This window comes from Lysinibacillus sp. ACHW1.5, from assembly GCF_022014815.1.
GTDB lineage: Bacteria > Bacillota > Bacilli > Bacillales_A > Planococcaceae > Lysinibacillus > Lysinibacillus capsici.
This window is the reverse complement of sequence record NZ_CP091777.1, coordinates 42,076-67,117: the sequence shown is the minus strand read 5'-3', so window position 1 is coordinate 67,117 and position 25,042 is coordinate 42,076. Positions and strand designations below refer to the sequence as shown.

Here is a 25,042-nt window from a genome sequence, read left to right as displayed (position 1 = left end):
ATAAAAATAAAGAGCTACCCTAATAAGGTAACTCTTTACTATTATTCACTATGATATTCATTATAAACATCTCGCTTTGCCACTTGCCTTAACTTAGCTACTTCTTTAATGGCCTCTTTTGAAGATACATTCGATTGATTGATAATGAAATCCACATGTTCAACAATGGACATGTTTTGCCAATAGGCTTCTTCACGATCTTCCTCTTCTACACAGCTATTACCTTCAAGAACAATACAAAACTCTCCTCGTATTTCTTCAGTTTGTGACCATTCTACAGCTTCAGACAAAGTACCTCGTAAAAACTCTTCAAACTTCTTTGTCAGCTCTCGAGCTAAAACAATACGACGTTCTCCGAGTATAGCTTCCATATCTTTTAATGTATCCTTTAAGCGATGTGGTGCCTCATATAGTAAAATCGTTTCTTGGCGTTTTTTTAATTGTTCTAATTGCTGGCGACGTTCCTTTTTTCCGCGATTCAAAAATCCATAAAAGAAAAATGGTTGTGGCGATAACCCAGATGCAATTAATGCTGAAATTGCTGCATTAGGCCCTGGTACTGGTACAACAGAAAAGTTTTGGGCAATTGCTTTTTCCACTATATCTGCACCTGGATCAGAAATACAAGGTAAACCTGCATCACTTACTAATGCAATTGTTTTTCCTTCTTGTAGTAATGTTAATAATTTTTCTCCACCTACGGCTATATTATGCTCATGGTAGCTGATTAGTGGTGTGTCAATCTCAAAGTAGTTACACAGCTTTTTGGTGTTTCTAGTATCTTCTGCAGCGATTATATCTGCTTCTTTTAAAATGCGAAGTGCACGCACACTCATATCCTCTAAATTACCAATAGGTGTTCCTACCAGATATAAACAACCTGTCTGATCGTGTATTGTACTTTTTTGTGATTTCACGATTCACCCCTCCTTATATAATTAATTTTCTGTGTTCTTGTTAATTGCTTAAAGGCATATTCAGCACGCATTGCTTCTTGCTTTGTCTCGAATATTTCTTTGTAAATACATTTCACTGGACCTCTAGCTCTTGTATATTTTGCTCCTTTACCAGCGTTATGTACAGCAACACGTTTTTCTATATTATTTGTATACCCTGCATAAAGAGTTTGATCAGCACACTCTAACACATAAAAGTAGTGATTATTGCTCTTTTCCATAAAGAATTTCTCTCACTTCTGTCGTGTATTCATTATTGGCATCATAAACATACAACGGCGGCAGAATTTTTAAATCAGGCTTGCCATCTTTTATTCCTTCTATTAATAATGTATTCGCCTCTTTTCCTTCCTTCGGATAAATGAGCTGCATCCGTTTAGGCTCTATGCGATTTGCTCGCATAGCTGTCACAATATCTAATAATCGCCCTGGTCGGTGGACAAATGCGGCCTTGCCCCCTTGCTTTAATAATTTACTTGCTGATTGAATCGCTTCTTCCAATGTTAAATACAATTCATGGCGTGCAATGGCATGATGCTCACTAAGATTTTTATCACTTGCTTCATGTGCTAAAAAATAGGGTGGATTACAGGTAACCACATCATACTTTTCAATGCCAAGTTGTTTCGGTATTTCTTTAACATCTCCAAGAATCATTTGAATTTGCTGTTCTAGCTGATTGTAACGGATACTTCTCTCTGCCATCTCAAACAAACGTGGCTGAATTTCTACTCCTGTTATCTGTCCCTTTGTACGTGCACTTAAAAAAAGTGGGATCACACCATTTCCTGAGCATAAATCAACAATTTTTCCCTTATGATAAGGAATACTGACAAACTTCGAAAGCAATACTGCATCTAATGAGAACGAAAAGACAGAGGGACTTTGAATAATACGTAAATTCTCAGCCAACAAATAATCTAACCGCTCGTCACCTTTTAGCCATTTTTCCATGCTTACTCCTCCTACGCTACAAAACAAAAGACTGACACCACCGTAGCGGGAATCAGCCTTTTATTACACATTTTGTTTATTTAAAAATGATAGACAAAACAGACAATCCTCACCCTTACGTGAACTTCCAAAATGAACATGGCAAACATGGAAGCCCTCTTGGTAGAGGCGAGCTAAGTTATCATATCCCTCACCAATATCTAGCGGACTCTCTTTCTTTACTTCAGCAGCTTGTACGGAGTTTGTATTAGAAAGTAGTTCTTCTAGACGTGTACGTAGGTGATGATTTTCTGTTTCAAGCGCCTTATGCTCTTCCATCATTAACGCTACAAATTGTTTCAATGCACCAAATTGCTCCTGCATTGCTTCGAGCTGTTGTTCGAACTCCATAACGGTATCTAAGAAATTACGGTCCTTCACCCAAGCCACCTCGTTAAATTCTCTATCTTAAATAAGATTTTTTTCGCATGCTAGCAGTTCTTCTAGTGTATACTCAACTGTGCGTTCCTGCTCATGTAAATATACTTGAATAAGTCTTTCCAGCACATTTAGCCCTACTACTTTCCCTCGGCCATCTGGTGTCATTGTTATCTCACCAACATCTGGCATGCCCTCTTTTGCTTCTTCATATTCATCATTTTCATACTTTAAGCAACACATTAAACGTCCACAAAGGCCAGATATTTTTGAAGGATTTAATGATAGGTTTTGATCTTTAGCCATTTTAATCGAAACGGGCTCAAAATCACCCAAAAATGTAGAACAACAAAGCATTCTACCACATGGACCGATACCACCTAAAAGCTTGGCTTCATCACGCACACCAATTTGACGAAGTTCAATACGTGTTCTAAAAACCGAGGCTAAATCTTTTACTAGATCCCTAAAATCAACTCGTCCTTCAGCTGTAAAGTAAAAAATAATTTTATTACGATCAAATGTATATTCAACATCTACAAGTTTCATTTCTAAATTATGCTCTATAATTTTAGTACTAGCGAGCTCAAATGCACGCTTTGATTCCGCTGCATTTTCCTCTACTTGTATACGATCACGATCATCTGCTGGTCTGAGTACTTGTTTTAGTGGTAATACAACATCATTATCACCCACAACTTTTTGAGGAACAACTACTTTTCCATACTCTACACCGCGGGCTGTCTCTACAATAACATATTGACTATCCTCTAGTAGAAATGATGCCGGATCAAAATAATATATTTTACCCGCCTTTTTAAAGCGGACTCCTACTACATTATACAAATGTATATCCCTCCTGCAGATTTAGCATTAACTGCTCCATCAATAACGTCCTATTCATGTTACGCTGTAAAGAGGCGCGTGCTTGTAAAATAGATTCCATCTGATTTGATAATCTTTCATAAGTGGAATATAACGCAACTTCTTTAAATAATGGTAACATGTCTGGATAAGTACAAGCTGCCTCGGGATTAGCTTTTATTGACACTATATCACGGTAAGCAAATAGTAGTAAATCCAATGCTTGCTCCATCTCGCTTTTTTCTTTAAAGTGAGGCAACCACTCTTCATGCACAATAAGCAATGCTTCGTGTACATTTTGCCGAATGGCCTCTACTAATTTTAACACTGTTTTTCGAGCGAGTGCAAACTGCTCATCATTTGCTAAAAATATCGCTGTTTCGAGCTCATTTGTCATCATGCTTACTGTTGAGGCCATTGAATGAGAAATATTATTTTCCTGTAAATGCTTCAACAAAACATGACGTGGCATTTTTTGAAATTTGATATGTTGACAACGAGAACGGATAGTTGGAAGAATTGACTGCATTTGCTCAGTTAGTAATATGGCAGTTACTTCTCCTTCTGGCTCCTCTAAAAATTTAAGTATCATATTTGCAGAGGCTGTATTAAGACGGTCTGCATGATGAAGCACATAAATCTTACGTCCTTCTTCTACACCCACCATTTTCATTTCTCCGATAAGTTCTCGCATCTGATCAATTTTTATGAATTGACCATCTGGATAAATTTGATGAATATTTGGATGATTTCCCGAATCTACACGTTTGCAATTTCGACATGTTTCACATGGAACATTTCCACTTGGTTGCTCGCATAACATTAATTTGACAAAAAAGTGCATAATATCTGCCTTGCCTGTCCCTTTTTCGCCATCAAAAATATATGCATGTGCTAATCTATTCTTGTCAAATATTGTTTGAAGCTGCTTCATTACGACTGGTTGCAGTGTGAGTAGCTCTTCAACATTCTTGGCCATACATTTAAATTCCTTCCTGTCTCTATAACAAAAGGTGATACTATTTTTGCACTTCTTGTAAAGAAACATTACAGTTGTTTACTTTAATGGCGAGTAGCCACATCAACATTTGAAAAAAGCCCGCGCCTAAATGAGAACGAGACACGGGTTTTACATATATAAATTAATTAGTAAGCCTTTAATTTCACCGATTTTATCAAGAAGATCTATTGCTTCTTTTTCTTCGTCTAAGAGATCCTGTGCAAGCTCGACAAGACGTGTATCAATGGTTTCAATGATTTTCAGACGTCTTCCTTCACCAAAACGATTCCAAGTATGTGATTGTTTTAACTCCATACCATGTTCTACTGTCTCTTGTAGAAATCGTTTAACAAGCATTTTAAACCTAGCAAGTTCTCGTAAATTACGTGATCTAGCTACTCGGTCCCCTGCAGTAGATATATCCCCTAACAAACGTGTGAGTTGTTCTGTTTGCAGCTTATTACCTTGCTTGACGACCATATCTCCAAATCGGTTATTTTGATTATTATTTTGTAGTGGCTCTTTGCGATTTGTATTTACCCCGACACGTATATCTTGATTAATCTTCAAGCTGGTTTCGCCCCCACAATTTTCATCTATTCTCCTAGGCATAATCGCTTTTAAATAAAATGTTTAATAGTAACAAATAATCAATGCTTTAGCTTCGGAGGCTACTTTTTAAAAATGATGGAATTGTTCAATCGGTAAAACAAATACGGTAGCTCCTCCCACCTCTACCTCCACAGGGTAAGGTATATAGGAATCAGCATTTCCTCCTAACGGAGAAACGGGTGCAACCATTTGCTCTCTTGCCCGACAATTATCCCGAATAATATCTAAAAGTTTGGGTATGAGAGAGTCTTCAGTTCCTATAAGAAATGTCGTATTTCCTGAACGTAAAAATCCTCCTGTGCTCGCTAATTTAGTTGCGCGAAACTGATTTTTCGTTAAAGCATTTGATAAGCGGCTGCTATCCTGATCTTGCACTACAGCTACGACTAACTTCATTCGCACTCACCCCTTTTATAAAATTCACCTAGATAGATTTCAATTCTATTCTTAAGCCTTAGCTTATAAATATTTATCTTAGTTCATCGGAAGTTTAAACTTCTGTTAAACTAGAGGAACATCATCATGTTGACACAAAAACTCTATAAGAAAGTTTTAAAAGAGACATCTACAAGGTTCCCTAAACACATAATGTATCTACACGAAGGCGTGTCAGACCTAAGAGGTACTTTTACCAATGATGCCCTCTTAGTGAAGATAAATTAATGGATAGTATCATTATATCACATTGTTGTAGACAACTTCATGCATTTACTGCATTGCTTCCAATAATAATGACCATACATCTTCCACAACATTTTCAATATCTTGATCCGCGTTGACTACACGTATTCGCTCTGGATACTGCTCTACTAATTGTAAATATCCTTCACGTACCTTCTGATGAAACGCCAAGCTTTCAACATCTAAGCGGTTTACTTCCCGATTGCCAGTTGCATGAATACGCGCTAAGCCAACCTCTGGAGCAAGATCAAATAGGATGGTCACGTCAGGTAATTTCTTTCCAATAGCAAATTCATTAATAGAAAGCACCTCATTGACACCTATACCTCTTGCATATCCTTGATAGGCTAAAGAGGAATCGATAAAACGGTCACATATCACTAACTTCCCTGCATCTAATGCAGGACGTACTTTTTCAAAATAATGCTGACTTCTTGCTGCAGCATATAACAATGCTTCTGTTCGTTCATCCATAGCAGTATGTGCAGGATTTAAAATAATCGTTCTTATTTTTTCCGCAATCTCAATTCCACCTGGTTCTCTTGTTGCTAGAACTTCAATATTATTTTTTGTTAATCGCTCTGCTATCATTTGAATGACCGTTGTTTTCCCTGCTCCCTCTGGTCCTTCAAATGTAATAAATAAATTGCTATTCATGCTGTTATTGCCTCCAACTATTTAATAACCTGAATCATTTTTTCTGCTAAACGATGATTCCCCTGGAATGTTGCACCTGCTGCTAGTAGCTCTTCCAATTGACTTAACTTAGCTACTGTTATTCTTTCTCCTGGTACTAATAATGGTATACCAGGTGGATAAGGAATGATCATATTCGCTGAAATTCGCCCCATTGTACGCATATATGGTAACCATTCTTTCTTTAATGATGCAACCTCATTAAAAGTATATACAGGCTCAGTAATCGGTACAAAATGATAGGCTGTTTGAGAGGCCGTTATGCTATCTGATTTAGCTGTGTTTAGTAACGTTGTTATAGCCTCTTTTATACGAACCCTGATTTCAGCAAATGGGTAGGTATGTCCTTGCTTCAGCAAAGGTAACACAAATAAAACCTGATTGGCATCTGCAAGTTCTCCATACACATGCTTTGCCTCTAATGCCTCCTGTAATTGAAAGCCACTATAACCATTAACACGTAACAATACTTTAAGTGGATCATCTACTTCAATTACTTCTAATGTTCCAATTGCTCGTAATGCATCTACCCATTGATTCTTTTTTTCTATTATATATGCCCCATCACTCTCCATATATGTCTGTACATAATAGCGAGCATCATCTAATGATGCTAATAATAAGTAAGATGGACTACTAGATTGTAACATGCGTAAGTAATGATGTATTTTGTCAGCCTCTATCAATTCCGACTTAACATGCATAAATGAAGCCATCGTCATAGCAGGTAGAGTCTTATGAGCTGATTGCACAACAACGTCTGCACCAAGTGTCAATGCAGATAGCTGAAATAGCGTACATGCATTAAAATGAGCGCCATGTGCTTCATCAACCAATACAGGTATTCCCCTCTCATGACAATAAGCAATTTGTTGCTGTATTTCATTCGAAGTCATCCCATAATAAGTAGGATATGTTAAAACGACTGCTTTCGCCTCTGAATAATTTTCTACGGCTTCTTTTAAATCTCTATAAGTTACATGTGTCGCCGACATTGTCCGTTCATCCCATAGCGGAGACACAAAAATTGGCTTAGCCCCAACAAGTTCAATAGCATGGAAAATTGATTTATGTGCATTACGCTGAACAATAATGGTATCGCCTTTGTTACAAGTAGCATAAATCATTGCTAAATTGCCAACAGTAGACCCTCCTACTAAAAAGAAACTCTTTGTTGCTCCATATGTATCTGCCAATAAATTTTCGCCTTCTAATATCATTTCCTCAGGGTAATGTAGATCATCTAATCCAGATAACTCCGTTACATCATAACGCATTACATCCTTAAATGCTTGTGGAAGGTGGGATAGTTCGCCATGCTTATGACCTGGGACATGAAAAGAAATATTTTGTTGCTGTCGAAAACGTTCTAACCCTTCTATAATTGGTTTTTTCTTTTGCAAAACAAACACCCATTTTCGTTAGATTCTCTTTTAATTATACGAAATTATAAGGAGAGAAAAAAGCTATCCCTCCGCTAGGTAATCCACTTTTTATTTAATAAACAAACCCTTTCATCAAAATTAACCACAGCTTGATGGCATTATCGTTGACGCCTCACTCAAAAATAGAGTCATCTAGACCCAAACCATCTTTTTTTGCAGCAGTAAGACTTACTTATTAAAATAAAACCGATTATTGCTGTTCTCTGTCAAAATCGGTTCACCAATATTTCCATATAACTAATCTTGTAATGCTTGAATGGCCATTGCTTCCACTAATTGCTCAACCAGTCGAGGTACAAAATTATCTAATACTGGATTCATCATTCCTGCTAAAAATCCACTAGCTTTCATTGTTAAATTACCAGTGAGTTGTAGTGAATCATTTTGATCTTGTATGATTTCAAAAGAGCCATTACCATTTATCGGATCAGATAAACCCTCTAAATCAAACTGTATTTGATGAGCTTCTGATTTTTGTACTTTAAGTTTTACTTTAACAGCTTTCTGAATTAAGCCAAAGTCTCCTTGGAAGACCCAGATCATATCATCTTCATTTAGTAATTCGTGATGTAAGTAACCTGGTATTAAAACTGCCCATTGTTCCTTATTATGAATAAAGCCCTCTAATTTATTTTTCTGTATATTGATTACCTTACTATATTGTCCTGTTGCCATTCTATTACACCCCTTTGAATATTTTGATCACTCTATTAAACTTTAACATTTTCCAAATTTCAAAACACACAAAAAAACCACTGATTTCTCAGTGGTTACTTTTTTGCCTAGCGACGTCCTACTCTCACAGGGGGAAGCCCCCAACTACCATCGGCGCTAAAGAGCTTAACTTCCGTGTTCGGTATGGGAACGGGTGTGACCTCTTTGCCATCATCACTAGACTTTGTATTTAATTGAAAGATTTATTCTTTCAAAACTGGATAAACGGTGCATTGAATGCTTCAAACGTTTTTGGTTAAGTCCTCGATCGATTAGTATTCGTCAGCTCCATGTGTCACCACACTTCCACCTCGAACCTATCTACCTCATCGTCTTTGAGGGATCTTACTTACTTGCGTAATGGGAAATCTCATCTTGAGGGGGGCTTCATGCTTAGATGCTTTCAGCACTTATCCCGTCCACACATAGCTACCCAGCGATGCCTTTGGCAAGACAACTGGTACACCAGCGGTGTGTCCATCCCGGTCCTCTCGTACTAAGGACAGCTCCTCTCAAATTTCCTACGCCCACGACGGATAGGGACCGAACTGTCTCACGACGTTCTGAACCCAGCTCGCGTACCGCTTTAATGGGCGAACAGCCCAACCCTTGGGACCGACTACAGCCCCAGGATGCGATGAGCCGACATCGAGGTGCCAAACCTCCCCGTCGATGTGGACTCTTGGGGGAGATAAGCCTGTTATCCCCGGGGTAGCTTTTATCCGTTGAGCGATGGCCCTTCCATGCGGAACCACCGGATCACTAAGCCCGTCTTTCGACCCTGCTCGACTTGTAGGTCTCGCAGTCAAGCTCCCTTGTGCCTTTACACTCTACGAATGATTTCCAACCATTCTGAGGGAACCTTTGGGCGCCTCCGTTACCTTTTAGGAGGCGACCGCCCCAGTCAAACTGTCCGCCTGACACTGTCTCCTGCCCCGCTAAGGGGCATGGGTTAGAATTTCAATACAACCAGGGTAGTATCCCACCGACGCCTCCTTCGAAGCTGGCGCTCCGAGATCTCTGGCTCCTACCTATCCTGTACAAGTTGTACCAAAATTCAATATCAGGCTACAGTAAAGCTCCACGGGGTCTTTCCGTCCTGTCGCGGGTAACCTGCATCTTCACAGGTACTATAATTTCACCGAGTCTCTCGTTGAGACAGTGCCCAGATCGTTACGCCTTTCGTGCGGGTCGGAACTTACCCGACAAGGAATTTCGCTACCTTAGGACCGTTATAGTTACGGCCGCCGTTTACTGGGGCTTCAATTCGCAGCTTCGCTTGCGCTAACCACTCCTCTTAACCTTCCAGCACCGGGCAGGCGTCAGCCCCTATACGTCACCTTACGGTTTTGCAGAGACCTGTGTTTTTGCTAAACAGTCGCCTGGGCCTATTCACTGCGGCTCTCATGCGCTTGCACGCTCAAGAGCACCCCTTCTCCCGAAGTTACGGGGTCATTTTGCCGAGTTCCTTAACGAGAGTTCTCTCGCACACCTTAGGATTCTCTCCTCGACTACCTGTGTCGGTTTGCGGTACGGGCACCTCTCACCTCGATAGAGGCTTTTCTTGGCAGTGTGAAATCAGGAACTTCGTCCATACGGACTCGCCATCACAGCTCAACGTTACAGTGTGCGGATTTGCCTACACACACGCCTTACTGCTTGGACGCGCACAACCAACGGCGCGCTTACCCTATCCTACTGCGTCCCCCCATTTCTCAAACGGTGAGGAGGTGGTACAGGAATATCAACCTGTTGTCCATCGCCTACGCCTATCGGCCTCGGCTTAGGTCCCGACTAACCCTGAGCGGACGAGCCTTCCTCAGGAAACCTTAGTCATACGGTGGACGGGATTCTCACCCGTCTTTCGCTACTCATACCGGCATTCTCACTTCTAAGCGCTCCACCAGTCCTTCCGATCTGACTTCAACGCACTTAGAACGCTCTCCTACCACTGACATCGTAGATGTCAATCCACAGCTTCGGTGAATCGTTTAGCCCCGATACATTTTCGGCGCAGCGTCACTCGACCAGTGAGCTATTACGCACTCTTTAAATGATGGCTGCTTCTAAGCCAACATCCTGGTTGTCTGTGCAACGCCACATCCTTTTCCACTTAACGATTACTTTGGGACCTTAGCTGGTGGTCTGGGCTGTTTCCCTTTTGACTACGGATCTTATCACTCGCAGTCTGACTCCCGTGTATAAATATCTGGCATTCGGAGTTTGTCTGAATTCGGTAAACCGGGATGGCCCCCTAGTCCAAACAGTGCTCTACCTCCAGTATTCTCATCACGAGGCTAGCCCTAAAGCTATTTCGGAGAGAACCAGCTATCTCCAAGTTCGATTGGAATTTCTCCGCTACCCACACCTCATCCCCGCACTTTTCAACGTGCGTGGGTTCGGGCCTCCAGTAAGTGTTACCTCACCTTCACCCTGGACATGGGTAGATCACCTGGTTTCGGGTCTACGACCACGTACTATTTCGCCCTATTCAGACTCGCTTTCGCTGCGGCTCCGCCTTCTAAAGCTTAACCTCGCACGTAATCGTAACTCGCCGGTTCATTCTACAAAAGGCACGCTATCACCCATTAACGGGCTCTAACTACTTGTAGGCACACGGTTTCAGGATCTCTTTCACTCCCCTTCCGGGGTGCTTTTCACCTTTCCCTCACGGTACTGGTTCACTATCGGTCACTAGGTAGTATTTAGCCTTGGGAGATGGTCCTCCCGGATTCCGACGGAATTTCACGTGTTCCGCCGTACTCAGGATCCACTCAGGAGAGAACGAACTTTCGACTACAGGGCTTTTACCTGCTCTGGCGGACCTTTCCAAGTCGCTTCATCTAACTCGCTCTTTTGTAACTCCGTATAGAGTGTCCTACAACCCCAAGAGGCAAGCCTCTTGGTTTGGGCTCTTCCCGTTTCGCTCGCCGCTACTCAGGGAATCGATTTTTCTTTCTCTTCCTCCAGGTACTTAGATGTTTCAGTTCCCTGGGTCTGCCTTCAAGACGCTATGTATTCACGTCAAGATACTACGCGATTAAACGTAGTGGGTTCCCCCATTCGGAAATCTCCGGATCAAAGCTCACTTACAGCTCCCCGAAGCATATCGGTGTTAGTGCCGTCCTTCTTCGGCTCCTAGTGCCAAGGCATTCGCCGTGCGCCCTTAATAACTTAACCAAGTTATTAAGCCTATAAAAAACTTAAAAAATAAATGTGTTTGTTACAATTTCAATGTCGTTTTATCCAGTTTTCAAAGAACAAGTTTTGAAGTGTTTCATTCAGAAGAATGAACCTTCAAAACTGAACGCAAAACGTAATCTTACAAACCCAAGGTTTGTATTCCGAAATAATCCTTAGAAAGGAGGTGATCCAGCCGCACCTTCCGATACGGCTACCTTGTTACGACTTCACCCCAATCATCTATCCCACCTTCGGCGGCTGGCTCCAAAAGGTTACCTCACCGACTTCGGGTGTTACAAACTCTCGTGGTGTGACGGGCGGTGTGTACAAGGCCCGGGAACGTATTCACCGCGGCATGCTGATCCGCGATTACTAGCGATTCCGGCTTCATGTAGGCGAGTTGCAGCCTACAATCCGAACTGAGAACGACTTTATCGGATTAGCTCCCTCTCGCGAGTTGGCAACCGTTTGTATCGTCCATTGTAGCACGTGTGTAGCCCAGGTCATAAGGGGCATGATGATTTGACGTCATCCCCACCTTCCTCCGGTTTGTCACCGGCAGTCACCTTAGAGTGCCCAACTAAATGATGGCAACTAAGATCAAGGGTTGCGCTCGTTGCGGGACTTAACCCAACATCTCACGACACGAGCTGACGACAACCATGCACCACCTGTCACCGTTGCCCCCGAAGGGGAAACTATATCTCTACAGTGGTCAACGGGATGTCAAGACCTGGTAAGGTTCTTCGCGTTGCTTCGAATTAAACCACATGCTCCACCGCTTGTGCGGGCCCCCGTCAATTCCTTTGAGTTTCAGTCTTGCGACCGTACTCCCCAGGCGGAGTGCTTAATGCGTTAGCTGCAGCACTAAGGGGCGGAAACCCCCTAACACTTAGCACTCATCGTTTACGGCGTGGACTACCAGGGTATCTAATCCTGTTTGCTCCCCACGCTTTCGCGCCTCAGCGTCAGTTACAGACCAGAAAGTCGCCTTCGCCACTGGTGTTCCTCCAAATCTCTACGCATTTCACCGCTACACTTGGAATTCCACTTTCCTCTTCTGCACTCAAGTCCCCCAGTTTCCAATGACCCTCCACGGTTGAGCCGTGGGCTTTCACATCAGACTTAAAGGACCGCCTGCGCGCGCTTTACGCCCAATAATTCCGGACAACGCTTGCCACCTACGTATTACCGCGGCTGCTGGCACGTAGTTAGCCGTGGCTTTCTAATAAGGTACCGTCAAGGTACAGCCAGTTACTACTGTACTTGTTCTTCCCTTACAACAGAGTTTTACGATCCGAAAACCTTCTTCACTCACGCGGCGTTGCTCCATCAGGCTTTCGCCCATTGTGGAAGATTCCCTACTGCTGCCTCCCGTAGGAGTCTGGGCCGTGTCTCAGTCCCAGTGTGGCCGATCACCCTCTCAGGTCGGCTACGCATCGTCGCCTTGGTGAGCCGTTACCTCACCAACTAGCTAATGCGCCGCGGGCCCATCCTATAGCGACAGCCGAAACCGTCTTTCAGTCTCTTGCCATGAAGCAAAAGAGATTATTCGGTATTAGCCCCGGTTTCCCGGAGTTATCCCAAACTATAGGGTAGGTTGCCCACGTGTTACTCACCCGTCCGCCGCTAACGTCAAAGGAGCAAGCTCCTTTTCTGTTCGCTCGACTTGCATGTATTAGGCACGCCGCCAGCGTTCGTCCTGAGCCAGGATCAAACTCTCCATAAAAGAAATTTGATTAGCTCAAATTGTTTTGCTGGCATCATGTTTGATGTCCAAAATTGTGTTTCGTTCACTAGCAAAACTAGCTACTTAAAACTTTATTGATTACGTTTTGCTTGTTCAGTTTTCAAGGTTCATTTCGTTCACCGCTGTTTCAGCAGCAACTCTTATATAATATCATGCACTACACACCGTGTCAACAATAATTTTGAAATTATTTTTTTGTTTCAATCAGTTGTATTAGCGACTTTTATAACTATACCATAATCTTTTTATATTGCAAGCCTTTTATAAAATAAATATTAAAGCCGTTATTCCTAAGACACCAGGAATACCTAAAACAGCGATTGTTAAGACAGAAAACAGATTGATTGGCACATTATATCCTATATAACCTATACCTAAATGGATTACGAATAATAGTAGAAAAGCAAATGCAAATCTAAACCAAAACACCGATAATCCTTCTAAGATTTTACCCAATTTAGCATGTCTTATTATTACATAAAGAAAAAGAAGCCCGACAGGAATACAAATACTCATAATTACTAACCCAGACATATAGTTGCCTCCTCAATTAAATAATTATGAAAGTTTATGTTTCCTGTTTTGCTTCTATGATTATTTTACAAAGAACTATTTTATTAGTACCTTACGAATTCTAGCTTCCTTAAACAAATAGAAATGAATACTTTCTGCTGTTTTGCGTTGAGCAATTACACCTAGGTCATAATCATCCATTAATTCTTCTATTATCTTTGCCTGCTGTAAATCTTCTTTTGTTTCTTTAATCAGATTCACAAGCTTATCATCAAATTCTTTTTTTAATTTCCCTTTACTACGGAAGAACATACTAATCCCTCACTCATAACTCGCGTCTTCCTTCCATTGCCTTAGATAGCGTAACCTCATCTGCGTATTCTAGATCTCCACCTACTGGCAATCCATGAGCAATACGGGTTGTACGGATACCTGACGGTTTGACAAGGCGAGAAATGTACATAGCGGTTGCCTCACCCTCGATTGTTGAATTTGTAGCTAAAATAAGTTCTTGGACACTTTCATCTTGCAAGCGCACTAGCAAAGAAGCAACATTAATGTCTTCTGGACCAATACCATCCATTGGTGAAATAGCACCTTGAAGTACATGGTACATACCGTTGTAGTCACGCATTTTTTCCATTGCAATCACATCTTTTGTATCTTGTACAACACAAATAATAGAATGATCTCGCTGCTTATCTGTACATATGTGACATGGATCGACATCCGTTATATTGCCACAAACAGAACAGTAGCTTAGGTTTCGTTTAGCATCAATCAGTGCTTTAGAGAAAGATAATACATCATCTTCCTTCATTGTTAACACAAAAAACGCCAGACGAGCCGCAGTTTTCGGCCCGATACCTGGCAATTTCATAAAACTATCGATCAATTTAGATATTGGTTCTGGGTAGTACATATGAATACCTCCTAGAATGGAAGGTTTAAGCCTTGCGTGAATTTACCCATAGTCGAGTTTGTTTTTTCTTCTACTTTTTTCAGCGCTTCATTTGTTGCAATAACAATTAGGTCTTGTAGCATTTCGATGTCTTCTGGGTCTACTACAGATTCATCTAGATTTACTGAAACTACTTCACGCTGACCTGAAACTGTTACTTTCACCATACCGCCGCCTGCAACACCTTCGAATTGCTCAGCATTTAAAGCTTCTTGAGCCTCCATCATTTCCTTTTGCATTTTTTGCATTTTTTTCATCATACCTTGCATATTTCCCATTCCACGCATAAATGTTTCCTCCTAAAAATTTAATCTTCAATAATTTCAACAAAATCTTTACCGAAGAGCTTTTCAGCCTCTGTCACAAGTGGATCTTGTGAAGCAAGAGGTTGAGCATCATCGATAAATGGTTCTTCTGGCATTTCTGCCGGTGGTGGCTCTAATAATTCTTCTCCATGCTCTGCTTCAGTCTGTGATTTCTTTTGCTGCAGACCATGATCACGAATAAACTCTTCACGCATTTTTAACCATGATTCTTCTGGTATACATAGCATCTCGTACATTGTACCAGTTTGCCCTGCAATTAATTGTGTAAAGTGAGCCTTTAAAGACTGGTTGTCGGCAACCATCTGACAATGAATATCATACTTGAATTTTAACACAAAAGCACTTGAAGATGCCGCAACAGGTTCGGCTTCTGCTAAAAGAGCAGATTGTGATTTTTGCATTTGACTTAGGGCTTGCGCCCAAATGGACTTAATACGTTGTACATCTTGCTTTGTGGCATCTTTCAGCACTTCCTGAATACGACCTGTAGGTGCTTTATAACCATTCGGACTTTTAGCTCGGGGCCGTTGCTCTTTTTGTGCTGTCGGCGTTTGCACTGGAGTCCCCGTTTGCAGTTGTAAGGAAAGTTGCTGAACCAGCTGTTCAAGAGCTACAATTTTTTGAGTGAGATCAGGGTTTTCTCCCATTTCATTTGTAGTCACCGTTTGATGGGCTATCCCTCCTGAAAACTGTACCATTTTAAGCAAAGCCGTCTCTAAATAAATTTTGGTATGGTGAGAGAAACGCATCTCTTGCTGTGTCTTTGCAAGTATATCAATATACCCATAAAGCATATTTGGTGCAAATTCGTGTGCTAAAGTGAATACACGTTCCTCAGGAGATACAAGCTCTAAAAGTTCAGCTAAATCATCACTTGTTTGAAGTAATAATAAATCGCGGAAAAATGTAATTAAATCCTCTGAGAGCCGCAAAGGGTCCTTACCGTCAGCTATCAGTTGCTCTAAAAGGGCAAGCATTTGCGCAACATCTTTTACTTTGAGTGCCTCTGCTAGATCATAAAAAACATCCTGACTAATAGAACCTGTCACTAATAACGTATCCTCAAGTTTTAATTTTTCGCCGCTAAAAGACACAACTTGGTCCAATAAGCTTAAAGCATCACGCATTCCCCCTGCGGCTGATTGTGCAATCACCTTTAAACCTTGTTCTTCATATGGTAAGTCAATATCTTCTAAAACAACCTTCATACGTTCAATAATATCATTAGTAGAAAGTCGTTTAAAATCAAAGCGCTGACAACGAGAAATGATCGTAGCAGGCAATTTATGAGGCTCTGTAGTTGCTAAAATAAACACAGCATGAGGAGGTGGTTCTTCCAACGTTTTTAAAAGAGCGTTAAAAGCGCTTGTAGAAAGCATATGCACTTCGTCTATGATGTACACCTTATATCTACTGCTTGCGGGAGCAAAACGAACCTTTTCTATGATATCCCTAATCTCTTCAACACGTGAATTTGAGGCTGCATCAAATTCAATGACATCTGGATGTGAACCATCTGTAATACTTATGCATGTAGCACATTCATTACACGGCTCTTTCGACGGTGCATGTTCACAATTCAAGGCCTTCGCAAAGATTTTAGCAGTACTTGTTTTCCCTGTACCACGGGGCCCAGAAAACAAGTAAGCATGTGTTGTTTTATTTGCTAGGAGAGCATTTTGTAGCGTTCTTTTGACATGTGTTTGACCAGACATTTCTCGAAAAGATTGCGGTCGATACACACGGTAAAATGCTTGATACGTCACTGATTTCCTCTCTCCTTCTCCATTTAATTGAATACTTTTATTATAGCATTTGCTGCATTATATAGAAAATGAAGTTGCTAAATTTAAAATAAAAAAGCATCCGCCTATAATAGACGGATGCTTTGAATTGGCAATTTAATGCCGTGCACCTTTCCTTGACAGCCGCACATAAGCGTTACTCTTGTCGTTAGCTCAGATTAGGCAACCCCGCGGCACATGAATAAGACCACTTAATGCTGCTTCCTTCCGGACCTGACATGGTTCATGGGTATCCATTGCGCAGGACCCAATCGTCAACACTACGTGCAAAAGGCAGACCAAACAATACGGACAGCCTCGAAAAAGGAATTCAGTCTCGCTAGAGCGGATTGCGAGTTACAGGACACCGCTACCTTCCCACCTAGCACGGCAATAACTAGTATACTGACTGTTTGTATAAAATGCAACTTAATGCACAAATTATTTATTTCTAAGTGACGATTTAAACAATATATATTTTTTCAAAAATTATCTTGACGTTCGTTTCTAGTTATGATAAATTTATTTTTGTCGATAAGACAGTAAAGCAATATAACATGGAGGTATACCCAAGTCTGGCTGAAGGGATCGGTCTTGAAAACCGACAGGCGGGTAACACCGCGCGGGGGTTCGAATCCCTCTACCTCCTCCAGTTTTAAATTTCCGACTACGAATGTAGCCGTTTTTTTTTGCCTAAATTGTATGTATTACTTGTTAGATACCACTTCCGCCTCGGTTGTGGTATTTTTTATTATATCAATGATGGGAGGTTGTTAAATTGCAATCGAAATTACTTATGACACGTGCTTCCCTTACTTGGATTTTCATTATTGCTGTTATGACTGCAATAGGTAGTGAAATTAAAATTATGCCTTTTGCTAATACAACTTTCCGTTTTGGTTTAGGAACAATTGTCTTCTTTTTATGCACATTAATTAAACCTACACCAATTATTTTAGCTGGTGTAGCTACCAGTATTGTGACAACTATTTTTCGGGTTATTAATTCGACATTACATGATGTTCCGATTGCCGAGAGTATATTTAACCATTTACCAGCCGGTTTATTTTATGTATTGTTTGCAGTATGCCTGCAAGTTTTAGATATTCAACAATACAGAGAAAAACCACTAAAACTTGGTTTACTCGTTGCTTTTAGTGAGGTCATCAGTAATTTAGCTGAACAAATTTTCCGCTTTTTTGTCCAAACATATACTTTTTTATTTCTCCATGATCTCTTGATCCTATTAGCAGTAGCATTATTACGAAGCTTTTTTGTAGTAGGGATTTATAGCTCTATTTTGGTAGCGGAACAAAAAAAACGGGTACAAGAAATGCTGAATATTGGATCTGACCTCTATGTGGAGACACTATATTTAAAAAAATCAATGAATCATATTGAAACGATTACAGGTAGTGGTTATGAATTATATCGTCAGTTAAAGACGCAAGGTTTTCGATCCGAGAGTTTACAAGCACTTCATATTGCCCAGGAAATCCATGAAGTGAAAAAGGATTCTCAACGGATATATGCTGGGATTTCAAAGATTGTCGGTGAAAAGAGCTTTGGCCCTTTCGTATTATCTGAATTATTGCATTATATTGAAGAAGGTAATAGGAAATATGCAGAATTACTCGGTAAGGAAATACAATTTAATACATGTATAGACTTCGATTTTCAAACGAAAGATCATATTGCACTGCTTGCTCTATTAAATAATTTATCAGCCAATGCTGTTGAGGCTATTGAAAAGCAAGGGATCATTTCTATTGCTATTAAGCGCCAAGAGGATAATACTGTAATAACAGTATGTGATAATGGACAAGGGATTTCACAAGCAGACATTTCTGTTATTTTTGAACCTGGATACACCACTAAATTCAATGTTGATGGTGTTGCAGCAACTGGCATTGGGCTTTCACATGTTGCTGAACTAGTAGAAAAATTAAAAGGCTCAATAACCGTTGAATCAAACAATCAATACACAACGTTTAAAATCATAATTCCTACGCAAACTATTCAAACGGGAGAGACTTAAATGAGGTATTTTATTGTAGATGATGATCGTGCAAGTCGTGTTATGTTAAAGCAAATTATTGAAGATAGCGGGTTAGGAACAGTTATTGGTGAGGCTCGCAATGGTGAGGATGCCATTCCACAAATTTTAATGACACAGCCAGAGTTTGTGCTTATTGATTTACTGATGCCTAAGCTTGATGGCATAGCAACTGTGGAACAACTTATGCAAAATCGTTTCGAGGGACAATTTATTATGATTTCACAGGTAGTGAATAAGGAAATGGTTGGCGAAGCATATGAGCAAGGAATTGATTTCTTCATTCATAAACCAATCAATCGTATTGAAGTCGAAAATGTTTTGAAAAAAACAACTGAACAATTTCGACTTAAAAATTCACTATTAGTGATACGTCAATCACTTACAAATATTGAGTTAAGTGAACAAAAGACTCATAAAGCTACATCACGAGACCATATTCAATCTATTTTGAATGATATGGGGATTGTCGGGGAAATTGGTAGTGAGGATATCATTGCCATTATAGAAACATTACTTGCTCACCAGCACAAGATTGCCCCCCTTCCTCCATTAAAAGAGCTTTATGAAGAAATTGCAGCTGTGACCAAGGCTACGCCAGATGAAATTTTAAAAGAGAGTAAAGCCATCGAGCAGCGTGTGCGTCGTACAATATTAGCTGCCATGATTAATCTCGCTAATTTAGGGGTTGTTGATTACACAAACTCAGAATTCGAGTACTATGCCCCTCGCTACTTTGATTTTAAAGAAATTCGTCAGCTCATGACACAGATTGAAGATCACGATAATCGTAAAGCAAAGGTAAATATTAAAAAGTTTATTCAAGTGTTATATTCAGACATTTTAACAAAAGTAAATTAATTTTATCGGATTTTGTCGGATTCCATAAGTCCTCCGTATTATTAAAGTAAGGCGTGTCCTAAAAATTTAATATTAGGGGAGGTACAAAGGATTTGAAAAAGAAATTTAAAGTCAGTTTAGCCGCTCAGATTTTAATCGGTTTGATTTTAGGGATCATTGTTGGTGGTATCTTTTACGGAAACCCCAAAATTGAGACATATCTACAACCATTAGGGGATATATTTTTACATCTTATTAAGATGATTGTTGTACCGATTATTATTTCGACATTAATCGTTGGTGTTGCTGGTACTGGAGATATGAAGCAACTTGGACGATTAGGCGGGAAATCTATAATTTACTTTGAGATTATTACTACAGTTGCAATCGTAGTTGGATTACTTTCCGCAAACATTTTCCAACCTGGTGCAGGTCTTAACATGAATGAATTATCTCAAGGGGATATTTCGAAGTATGTATCAACAACTGAGGAAGTACAGCACGAGGGACCATTTGATATCATTGTAGGCATTGTCCCAACAAATATTATTCAGTCAATGGCTGAAGGTAATATGCTAGCAATTATCTTCTTCTCAGTTATTTTCGGTTTAGGGGTTGCTGCAGTAGGAGATCGAGGGAAACCAGTCTTAGACTTCTTCCAAGGGGTAGCAGATGCTATGTTCTGGGTAACAAACCTCGTAATGAAATTCGCGCCACTAGGGGTATTTGGTTTAATTGGTGTAACCGTTTCCAAATATGGGTTTGCTTCACTGGTTCCACTTGCCAAATTAGCAATTCTTGTTTATGCAACAATGCTATTCTTTATCTTTGTCGTTCTTGGACTTGTGGCAAAATTCGCAGGAATCAGCATCTTCTATTTAATTAAAGTATTAAAAGATGAGCTAATTTTAGCCTTCTCCACAGCAAGTTCTGAAGCTGTATTACCACGTATTATGATGAAAATGGAGAAATTAGGGGCGCCAAAGGATATTGTATCTTTTGTTATACCTACCGGTTACTCCTTTAACTTAGATGGGTCAACACTATATCAAGCCATTGCAGCATTATTTATTGCACAAATGTACGGTATTCACCTAAGCATTGGTGAACAAATTACGTTAATGCTTGTATTAATGGTTACATCAAAAGGTATTGCAGGTGTACCAGGGGTATCATTCGTTGTACTTCTAGCAACTTTAGGTACTGTAGGTATTCCACTTGAGGGACTAGCCTTCATTGCTGGTATTGACCGTATTCTTGACATGGGACGTACAGTTGTTAACGTAATTGGTAACTCATTAGCGTCATTAGTAATGGCTAAATGGGAAGGCCGTTTCGATCGAGAAAAGATGAAAAATTACTTTAATGATAATGAAAATCTAGCGTAATTTAAAAAAATCCTCACGATGTTGGATGGCATCGTGAGGGTTTTTTTATTTTGCTAACACTTTATCTAAATAAGCGATAATTGATTCTTTTCCATTGGCATGTGCTTCTTGAGCGCGTTTTTCATCTTTTTCAAGCTTAGTCTCTGCTGCTACAGCAATTTTTTCAGCATCTTGTTGTGGCACAACAATTACACCATCCACATCCCCAATAATATAATCACCAGGATGAACCGTAACTCCTCCAATGGCGATCGGTACATTTACTTGACCTCCGCCGTTTTTATTGCCTGCTGCTACAGTAGTGCCTAACGAAAATACAGGGAAATTTAATTCACGTATTGCTGCAATATCGCGGATTACACCATCCACAACAAAACCTTGTACACCTATCCCTTTTGCTAAGGAGATCACAAAATCTCCAGCAACAGCTCGGTTTGTATTACCTTTTGCATCAATGACTAAAATATCTCCTTCATTTGCAGCCCTAATCGCTTCCAAAACTGCCCCATTTTCACCATCTGGTAAACGTACAGTTACAGCTCGCCCAGCAACTTTAAAATGGTCTGCTAACGGCTTAATATCACTTCGCACATTGGTATGTCCGCCTGTTGCATCTGAAATAGCTGTTGTTGGTAAATGCTGAAAGCTTACTTCCACTTTTGTCATACATAACACCCCTATTATGATTAATGACTTACTCTATTATTGTAAATAAAAAATACAGCCTATTTCAATATATCTCGAAAATAGTAGTCACTAGTAGAATTAAATACTTTCAATAAATTGCTTTGATTGCTCGTCTAAGGCTTCAGCAGCAGATGCTATTTCACTAAAGTCATTTGCTGTGACAGTAATTTGTTCATTTGTTTTCTCTATTTTTTCTGCTATTTTTGTAATACTATCAGTCACTTGACCAATTTCTCGCTCAATGCCCTCCACATTATCCTTCACTTCTGAAATAGATTGTTCAACTCTTACAGAAAGCTTACGTACCTCTTTCGCCACTACATCAAAACCTCTTCCATATTCTCCAGCCCTAGCGGCTTCAATAGCTGCATTTAATGCCAATAAATTAGTTTGTGAGGCAATTTCTTGTATAGTTTTGACAATCCCTTTAATAGAATCTGCTTGTTTCTGAAGCTGCACAAGATTACTTACATTTTCATTTGATTCCTTTGAAACCACTTTAATGGTTTCTAGTAGATCTTGGCTATTTTGAATGCCCGCCTCTGAACGCTGGTAAAGCTTATTAGACATGCCCTTCAACTTGTCAGCAACACTAACTATCTCATGTTGTCGTTCAGTGATATTGGCAGCTATTTTGGATACACCTATTACTTTTCTTGTATCATTTGCGAAGACAGGCATATATGTCGCTTCCAGCCAAATTATATTACCTCTAGCATCAATTCTTTTTATTTTGTCCTGATAGCTGTTTCCTGCCGTTAGGTTGCGCCAAAAATTATCGTACTCCATACTATTAACGAAATCAGGCAAACAAAAGTCTTTATGATGTTTTCCTAGCATTTCCTGCACTGTATAGCCTAATGTTTGAGCAAATAGTTCATTGACATACGCCACTCTTCTATCCATATCGAAGCGGATAATGGCAATATTGCGTTCAATAGCCTGTACTACTAAATCATCGGTTACTTGAGCCTCTACACTATGCATTAAGAACACCCCATCCTAATTTTTTACTTAAAATTTAATTATTTTACTTTTATATTACATTAATTATGCCTCAGTGTAATTGCAGGGGATGTTAGTGCACCTGCTGCATCAAGATAAAAAACATGGAGAATGTTCATCCATGTTTTTTTAATAAACGTAAAATCCCTTCAGAGGTAGCCGCTACACGTAAGAACTTCTTTTGCTCTGCACGTATAAAGCCTTCCTCTAGCATTGTTTTAAAATGCTGTAGAAGTGCATCATAGAATCCATGGACATTATATAAAATGACAGGTTTTGTATGAAGTCCAATCTGAGCCCAAGTAAATACCTCAAAATATTCATCTAAAGTCCCTGCGCCTCCTGGTAGAGCAATAAAGGCATCTGCTAACTCGGCCATTTTAGCTTTACGAATATGCATAGAGTCTACAATATGAATTTCTGTTAATGAGGCATGGGCCAATTCACGCTTTTGTAAATGTGTTGGCATCACACCAATCACTTCTCCTCCAGCTGCTAAAACAGCATCGGCAACCTTCCCCATTAGGCCTGTTTTTGAACCACCATAGACAACCCCGTGACCGTTTTTTGCCAGTGCTGTACCAAGCTCAGCCGCTTTCTCTGCATAAATAGAGCTTTTACCCAGACCGGATCCGCAATACACTGCGATTCTTATAATAATCCCTCCTATTCAAAAAACGTGAAACAATCGGCTATATATTGTCTCACGTTTTTTGGTCATTTATTTTACTTTTATTTTCGTAAATGGCTTGTTTGTTTTAGCATATGACTGATACGGCTTACAATTGATTCAATGGCATCAGGATTTTTTAATAAATCATAATCATTAATATCTAAACGTAGAACTGGGCAAGAATTAAAATTATTTATCCAATTTTCATAGCGTTCATGCATTTCTATCCAATAATCATTTGGTGTTTGTTGCTCCATTGTACGTCCACGCTCTTGAATACGTCCAATAACCGCATCAATAGGTCCTTCAAGATAGACAAGCAAATCTGGATGTGGGAAATAAGGTGTCATCACCATTGCATCAAACAAATTTGTATAAGTCTCATAATCTGTTGGGCTCATTGTTCCTTTATCATAATGCATCTTAGCAAAAATGCCAGTATCCTCATAAATAGAGCGATCTTGTACAAATCCTCCACCATATTCAAAAATACGCTTCTGTTCTTTAAAACGCTCTGCTAAAAAGTAGACCTGTAAATGAAAGCTCCATTTTTCAAAGTCCTCATAAAATTTATCAAGGTATGGATTTGTGTCTACTTTCTCGAACGAGGTACGAAAGTTCAGTGCCTCTGCTAAAGCCTTTGTCATCGTCGATTTTCCTACCCCAACAGTACCAGCAATCGTAATAACCGTTTGTGGTGGAATATCGTACTTCTCTCTTAAATTCATTATTGCAAACTCCTTTGTTGTAACGTATCTTTAATTATTTTTAAAACATGATTTAAATCATTGGGATTTTTTACAAAATCAAGCTGATCTCCATTAAATCGAATAACTGGAATTTCGGGATGCATGCTTTCAAAATGCTCGATAAAAGAATGATAGTCAGCCACAAGCTGCTCCATGTAATCACGTGAAATCATCTTTTCAAACTCTCGCCCTCGCATGGCGATACGCTTCATTAATGTCTCAACACTGGCATGTAAATAAACCACTACATTTGGAACAGGCATGTCTTTCGTTAAAATTCTATAGATCTCTTCATACTTCTCGTATTCAGTTGGTGCCAATGTACGCTTCGCAAATATTAAATTTTTAAAAATATGATAGTCTGCTACAACAGGTTTGGCATGTGCTAAACGAAATTTTTTAATATCGGTTAGTTGCTTATAGCGATTACAAAGGAAGAACATTTCCGTTTGGAAACTCCACTCCTCAATGTTTTCATAAAACTTATTTAAAAAAGGGTTTTCGTCTACAATTTCTTTTAATAGATGGTAATTAAATGTCGCTGCTATCTCTTTCGATAAAGAGGTTTTACCAACACCAATCGGACCTTCTACCGTAACAAATGGAACCGTCACCAGAAGCTCCTCCTTTTGTTCTATGGATTCGATCATTGTGTCCTACATAAAATGAATCAGTACCTTTCATTTTATCATAGTAGGAAAATGAAAAACAGAATCAACCTATTGTTCTAGTAAATTTACCTGGGATATTCTTCTCATGATGACATAGAAAAAAGACATCGAGAATCT

General features: G+C 39.8%; 24 protein-coding genes, 1 tRNA gene, 3 rRNA genes and 1 other RNA gene. 4 read left to right on the top strand and 25 right to left on the bottom strand.

Annotated elements, in window-relative coordinates; translation table 11 throughout:
- Positions 1-41: 41 nt before the first annotated feature.
- The 20 genes from rsmI to ffs form a co-directional block, all read right to left on the bottom strand.
- Entirely contained in the window at positions 42-917 is an 876-nt protein-coding gene (gene rsmI / locus L6W14_RS00310; protein ID WP_131522706.1) for a 16S rRNA (cytidine(1402)-2'-O)-methyltransferase, read from the bottom strand.
- A complete protein-coding gene (locus L6W14_RS00305; RefSeq protein ID WP_004229219.1) occupies positions 914-1,177 on the bottom strand; it encodes a GIY-YIG nuclease family protein in 264 nt (87 codons plus the stop codon). Before L6W14_RS00305 ends, rsmI begins: the two co-directional genes overlap by 4 nt.
- On the bottom strand, positions 1,161-1,910 hold the full coding sequence (locus tag L6W14_RS00300; RefSeq protein ID WP_131522707.1) for a tRNA1(Val) (adenine(37)-N6)-methyltransferase: 750 nt from the start codon (positions 1,908-1,910) through the stop codon (positions 1,161-1,163). Before L6W14_RS00300 ends, L6W14_RS00305 begins: the two co-directional genes overlap by 17 nt.
- A gap of 63 nt (positions 1,911-1,973) precedes the next feature.
- Positions 1,974-2,330: a DNA replication initiation control protein YabA gene (gene yabA, locus L6W14_RS00295; RefSeq protein ID WP_004229222.1), complete on the bottom strand. Its 357-nt coding sequence runs from the start codon at positions 2,328-2,330 to the stop codon at positions 1,974-1,976.
- A gap of 27 nt (positions 2,331-2,357) precedes the next feature.
- A complete protein-coding gene (locus L6W14_RS00290) occupies positions 2,358-3,173 on the bottom strand; it encodes a PSP1 domain-containing protein (RefSeq protein WP_048395431.1) in 816 nt (271 codons plus the stop codon).
- On the bottom strand, positions 3,166-4,170 hold the full coding sequence (gene holB, locus L6W14_RS00285) for a DNA polymerase III subunit delta' (RefSeq protein WP_048395429.1): 1,005 nt from the start codon (positions 4,168-4,170) through the stop codon (positions 3,166-3,168). The genes L6W14_RS00290 and holB overlap by 8 nt, the downstream gene beginning before the upstream one ends.
- Positions 4,171-4,320: 150 nt before the next feature.
- Positions 4,321-4,761, bottom strand: a complete 441-nt coding sequence (locus tag L6W14_RS00280) for a YaaR family protein (RefSeq protein ID WP_131522709.1) — start codon at positions 4,759-4,761, stop codon at positions 4,321-4,323.
- Positions 4,762-4,869: 108 nt separating this feature from the next.
- Positions 4,870-5,199, bottom strand: a complete 330-nt coding sequence (locus L6W14_RS00275) for a cyclic-di-AMP receptor (RefSeq protein ID WP_004229230.1) — start codon at positions 5,197-5,199, stop codon at positions 4,870-4,872.
- Positions 5,200-5,511: 312 nt separating this feature from the next.
- A complete protein-coding gene (tmk, locus tag L6W14_RS00270) occupies positions 5,512-6,141 on the bottom strand; it encodes a dTMP kinase (protein WP_131522710.1) in 630 nt (209 codons plus the stop codon).
- A 17-nt stretch (positions 6,142-6,158) separates the two neighbouring features.
- Entirely contained in the window at positions 6,159-7,592 is a 1,434-nt protein-coding gene (locus L6W14_RS00265) for an aminotransferase class I/II-fold pyridoxal phosphate-dependent enzyme (protein WP_237898993.1), read from the bottom strand.
- A 270-nt stretch (positions 7,593-7,862) separates the two neighbouring features.
- Positions 7,863-8,300, bottom strand: a complete 438-nt coding sequence (locus L6W14_RS00260) for an SRPBCC family protein (protein ID WP_237898987.1) — start codon at positions 8,298-8,300, stop codon at positions 7,863-7,865.
- Between the two features lie 105 nt (positions 8,301-8,405).
- Positions 8,406-8,521: ribosomal RNA gene (gene rrf, locus L6W14_RS00255) — 5S ribosomal RNA — on the bottom strand.
- A gap of 70 nt (positions 8,522-8,591) precedes the next feature.
- Positions 8,592-11,519: ribosomal RNA gene (locus L6W14_RS00250) — 23S ribosomal RNA — on the bottom strand.
- A gap of 180 nt (positions 11,520-11,699) precedes the next feature.
- Positions 11,700-13,251 (bottom strand): 16S ribosomal RNA (locus tag L6W14_RS00245).
- The 16S, 23S and 5S rRNA genes sit together here, the layout of an rRNA operon.
- A gap of 282 nt (positions 13,252-13,533) precedes the next feature.
- The gene (locus L6W14_RS00240; RefSeq protein WP_048391019.1) at positions 13,534-13,806 is read right to left on the bottom strand and encodes a pro-sigmaK processing inhibitor BofA family protein; all 273 of its coding nucleotides are present in this window, start codon (positions 13,804-13,806) and stop codon (positions 13,534-13,536) included.
- Positions 13,807-13,881: 75 nt separating this feature from the next.
- On the bottom strand, positions 13,882-14,097 hold the full coding sequence (locus L6W14_RS00235; RefSeq protein ID WP_004233954.1) for a YaaL family protein: 216 nt from the start codon (positions 14,095-14,097) through the stop codon (positions 13,882-13,884).
- 13 nt (positions 14,098-14,110) lie between these two features.
- Positions 14,111-14,707 (bottom strand): recombination mediator RecR, encoded by a 597-nt coding sequence (recR, locus tag L6W14_RS00230; protein ID WP_048391017.1) that lies wholly within the window; start codon positions 14,705-14,707, stop codon positions 14,111-14,113.
- Positions 14,708-14,718: 11 nt separating this feature from the next.
- Positions 14,719-15,033 (bottom strand): YbaB/EbfC family nucleoid-associated protein, encoded by a 315-nt coding sequence (locus L6W14_RS00225; RefSeq protein ID WP_004233957.1) that lies wholly within the window; start codon positions 15,031-15,033, stop codon positions 14,719-14,721.
- Between the two features lie 20 nt (positions 15,034-15,053).
- A complete protein-coding gene (gene dnaX / locus L6W14_RS00220; RefSeq protein ID WP_237898984.1) occupies positions 15,054-16,838 on the bottom strand; it encodes a DNA polymerase III subunit gamma/tau in 1,785 nt (594 codons plus the stop codon).
- 141 nt (positions 16,839-16,979) lie between these two features.
- Positions 16,980-17,247: signal recognition particle sRNA large type (ffs, locus tag L6W14_RS00215), an RNA gene on the bottom strand.
- A 168-nt stretch (positions 17,248-17,415) separates the two neighbouring features.
- Here ffs and L6W14_RS00210 point away from each other — a divergent pair.
- The 4 genes from L6W14_RS00210 to L6W14_RS00195 all read left to right on the top strand — a co-directional run bounded on the left by L6W14_RS00210 (position 17,416) and on the right by L6W14_RS00195 (position 21,140).
- A tRNA-Ser gene (locus tag L6W14_RS00210) sits at positions 17,416-17,508 on the top strand.
- A 126-nt stretch (positions 17,509-17,634) separates the two neighbouring features.
- Positions 17,635-18,894, top strand: coding sequence for a sensor histidine kinase (locus L6W14_RS00205; protein ID WP_131522641.1), 1,260 nt, complete (start codon positions 17,635-17,637; stop codon positions 18,892-18,894).
- On the top strand, positions 18,895-19,773 hold the full coding sequence (locus L6W14_RS00200) for a response regulator (RefSeq protein WP_048391012.1): 879 nt from the start codon (positions 18,895-18,897) through the stop codon (positions 19,771-19,773).
- Between the two features lie 92 nt (positions 19,774-19,865).
- Entirely contained in the window at positions 19,866-21,140 is a 1,275-nt protein-coding gene (locus L6W14_RS00195; RefSeq protein WP_016995246.1) for a cation:dicarboxylate symporter family transporter, read from the top strand.
- Positions 21,141-21,185: 45 nt separating this feature from the next.
- On the opposite strand, the gene L6W14_RS00190 is transcribed toward L6W14_RS00195, so the two are convergent.
- The 5 genes from L6W14_RS00190 to L6W14_RS00170 all read right to left on the bottom strand — a co-directional run bounded on the left by L6W14_RS00190 (position 21,186) and on the right by L6W14_RS00170 (position 24,868).
- Positions 21,186-21,806 carry an RraA family protein gene (locus L6W14_RS00190; RefSeq protein WP_131522640.1) on the bottom strand — a complete coding sequence of 207 codons (621 nt, stop codon included), beginning with the start codon at positions 21,804-21,806 and terminating at the stop codon, positions 21,186-21,188.
- A 99-nt stretch (positions 21,807-21,905) separates the two neighbouring features.
- A complete protein-coding gene (locus tag L6W14_RS23135; protein WP_131522639.1) occupies positions 21,906-22,814 on the bottom strand; it encodes a methyl-accepting chemotaxis protein in 909 nt (302 codons plus the stop codon).
- Between the two features lie 133 nt (positions 22,815-22,947).
- Positions 22,948-23,475 (bottom strand): LOG family protein, encoded by a 528-nt coding sequence (locus tag L6W14_RS00180; protein WP_131522638.1) that lies wholly within the window; start codon positions 23,473-23,475, stop codon positions 22,948-22,950.
- A gap of 89 nt (positions 23,476-23,564) precedes the next feature.
- A complete protein-coding gene (locus L6W14_RS00175) occupies positions 23,565-24,233 on the bottom strand; it encodes a deoxynucleoside kinase (protein ID WP_004233968.1) in 669 nt (222 codons plus the stop codon).
- The gene (locus L6W14_RS00170; protein ID WP_004233969.1) at positions 24,233-24,868 is read right to left on the bottom strand and encodes a deoxynucleoside kinase; all 636 of its coding nucleotides are present in this window, start codon (positions 24,866-24,868) and stop codon (positions 24,233-24,235) included. The genes L6W14_RS00175 and L6W14_RS00170 overlap by 1 nt, the downstream gene beginning before the upstream one ends.
- Between the last annotated feature and the right edge of the window lie 174 nt (positions 24,869-25,042).

Excerpts from the sequence above, each read along its gene's own strand:
- L6W14_RS00305 (WP_004229219.1), bottom strand. The coding sequence starts at position 1,177 with ATGGAAAAGAGCAATAATCACTACTTTTATGTGTTAGAGTGTGCTGAT.
- L6W14_RS00300 (WP_131522707.1), bottom strand. The coding sequence starts at position 1,910 with ATGGAAAAATGGCTAAAAGGTGACGAGCGGTTAGATTATTTGTTGGCT.
- holB (WP_048395429.1), bottom strand. The coding sequence starts at position 4,170 with ATGGCCAAGAATGTTGAAGAGCTACTCACACTGCAACCAGTCGTAATG.
- L6W14_RS00275 (WP_004229230.1), bottom strand. The coding sequence starts at position 5,199 with ATGAAGTTAGTCGTAGCTGTAGTGCAAGATCAGGATAGCAGCCGCTTA.
- tmk (WP_131522710.1), bottom strand. The coding sequence starts at position 6,141 with ATGAATAGCAATTTATTTATTACATTTGAAGGACCAGAGGGAGCAGGG.
- L6W14_RS00260 (WP_237898987.1), bottom strand. The coding sequence starts at position 8,300 with ATGGCAACAGGACAATATAGTAAGGTAATCAATATACAGAAAAATAAA.
- L6W14_RS00240 (WP_048391019.1), bottom strand. The coding sequence starts at position 13,806 with ATGTCTGGGTTAGTAATTATGAGTATTTGTATTCCTGTCGGGCTTCTT.
- L6W14_RS00235 (WP_004233954.1), bottom strand. The coding sequence starts at position 14,097 with ATGTTCTTCCGTAGTAAAGGGAAATTAAAAAAAGAATTTGATGATAAG.
- recR (WP_048391017.1), bottom strand. The coding sequence starts at position 14,707 with ATGTACTACCCAGAACCAATATCTAAATTGATCGATAGTTTTATGAAA.
- L6W14_RS00225 (WP_004233957.1), bottom strand. The coding sequence starts at position 15,033 with ATGCGTGGAATGGGAAATATGCAAGGTATGATGAAAAAAATGCAAAAA.
- L6W14_RS00200 (WP_048391012.1), top strand. The coding sequence starts at position 18,895 with ATGAGGTATTTTATTGTAGATGATGATCGTGCAAGTCGTGTTATGTTA.
- L6W14_RS00190 (WP_131522640.1), bottom strand. The coding sequence starts at position 21,806 with ATGACAAAAGTGGAAGTAAGCTTTCAGCATTTACCAACAACAGCTATT.
- L6W14_RS23135 (WP_131522639.1), bottom strand. The coding sequence starts at position 22,814 with ATGCATAGTGTAGAGGCTCAAGTAACCGATGATTTAGTAGTACAGGCT.
- L6W14_RS00175 (WP_004233968.1), bottom strand. The coding sequence starts at position 24,233 with ATGAATTTAAGAGAGAAGTACGATATTCCACCACAAACGGTTATTACG.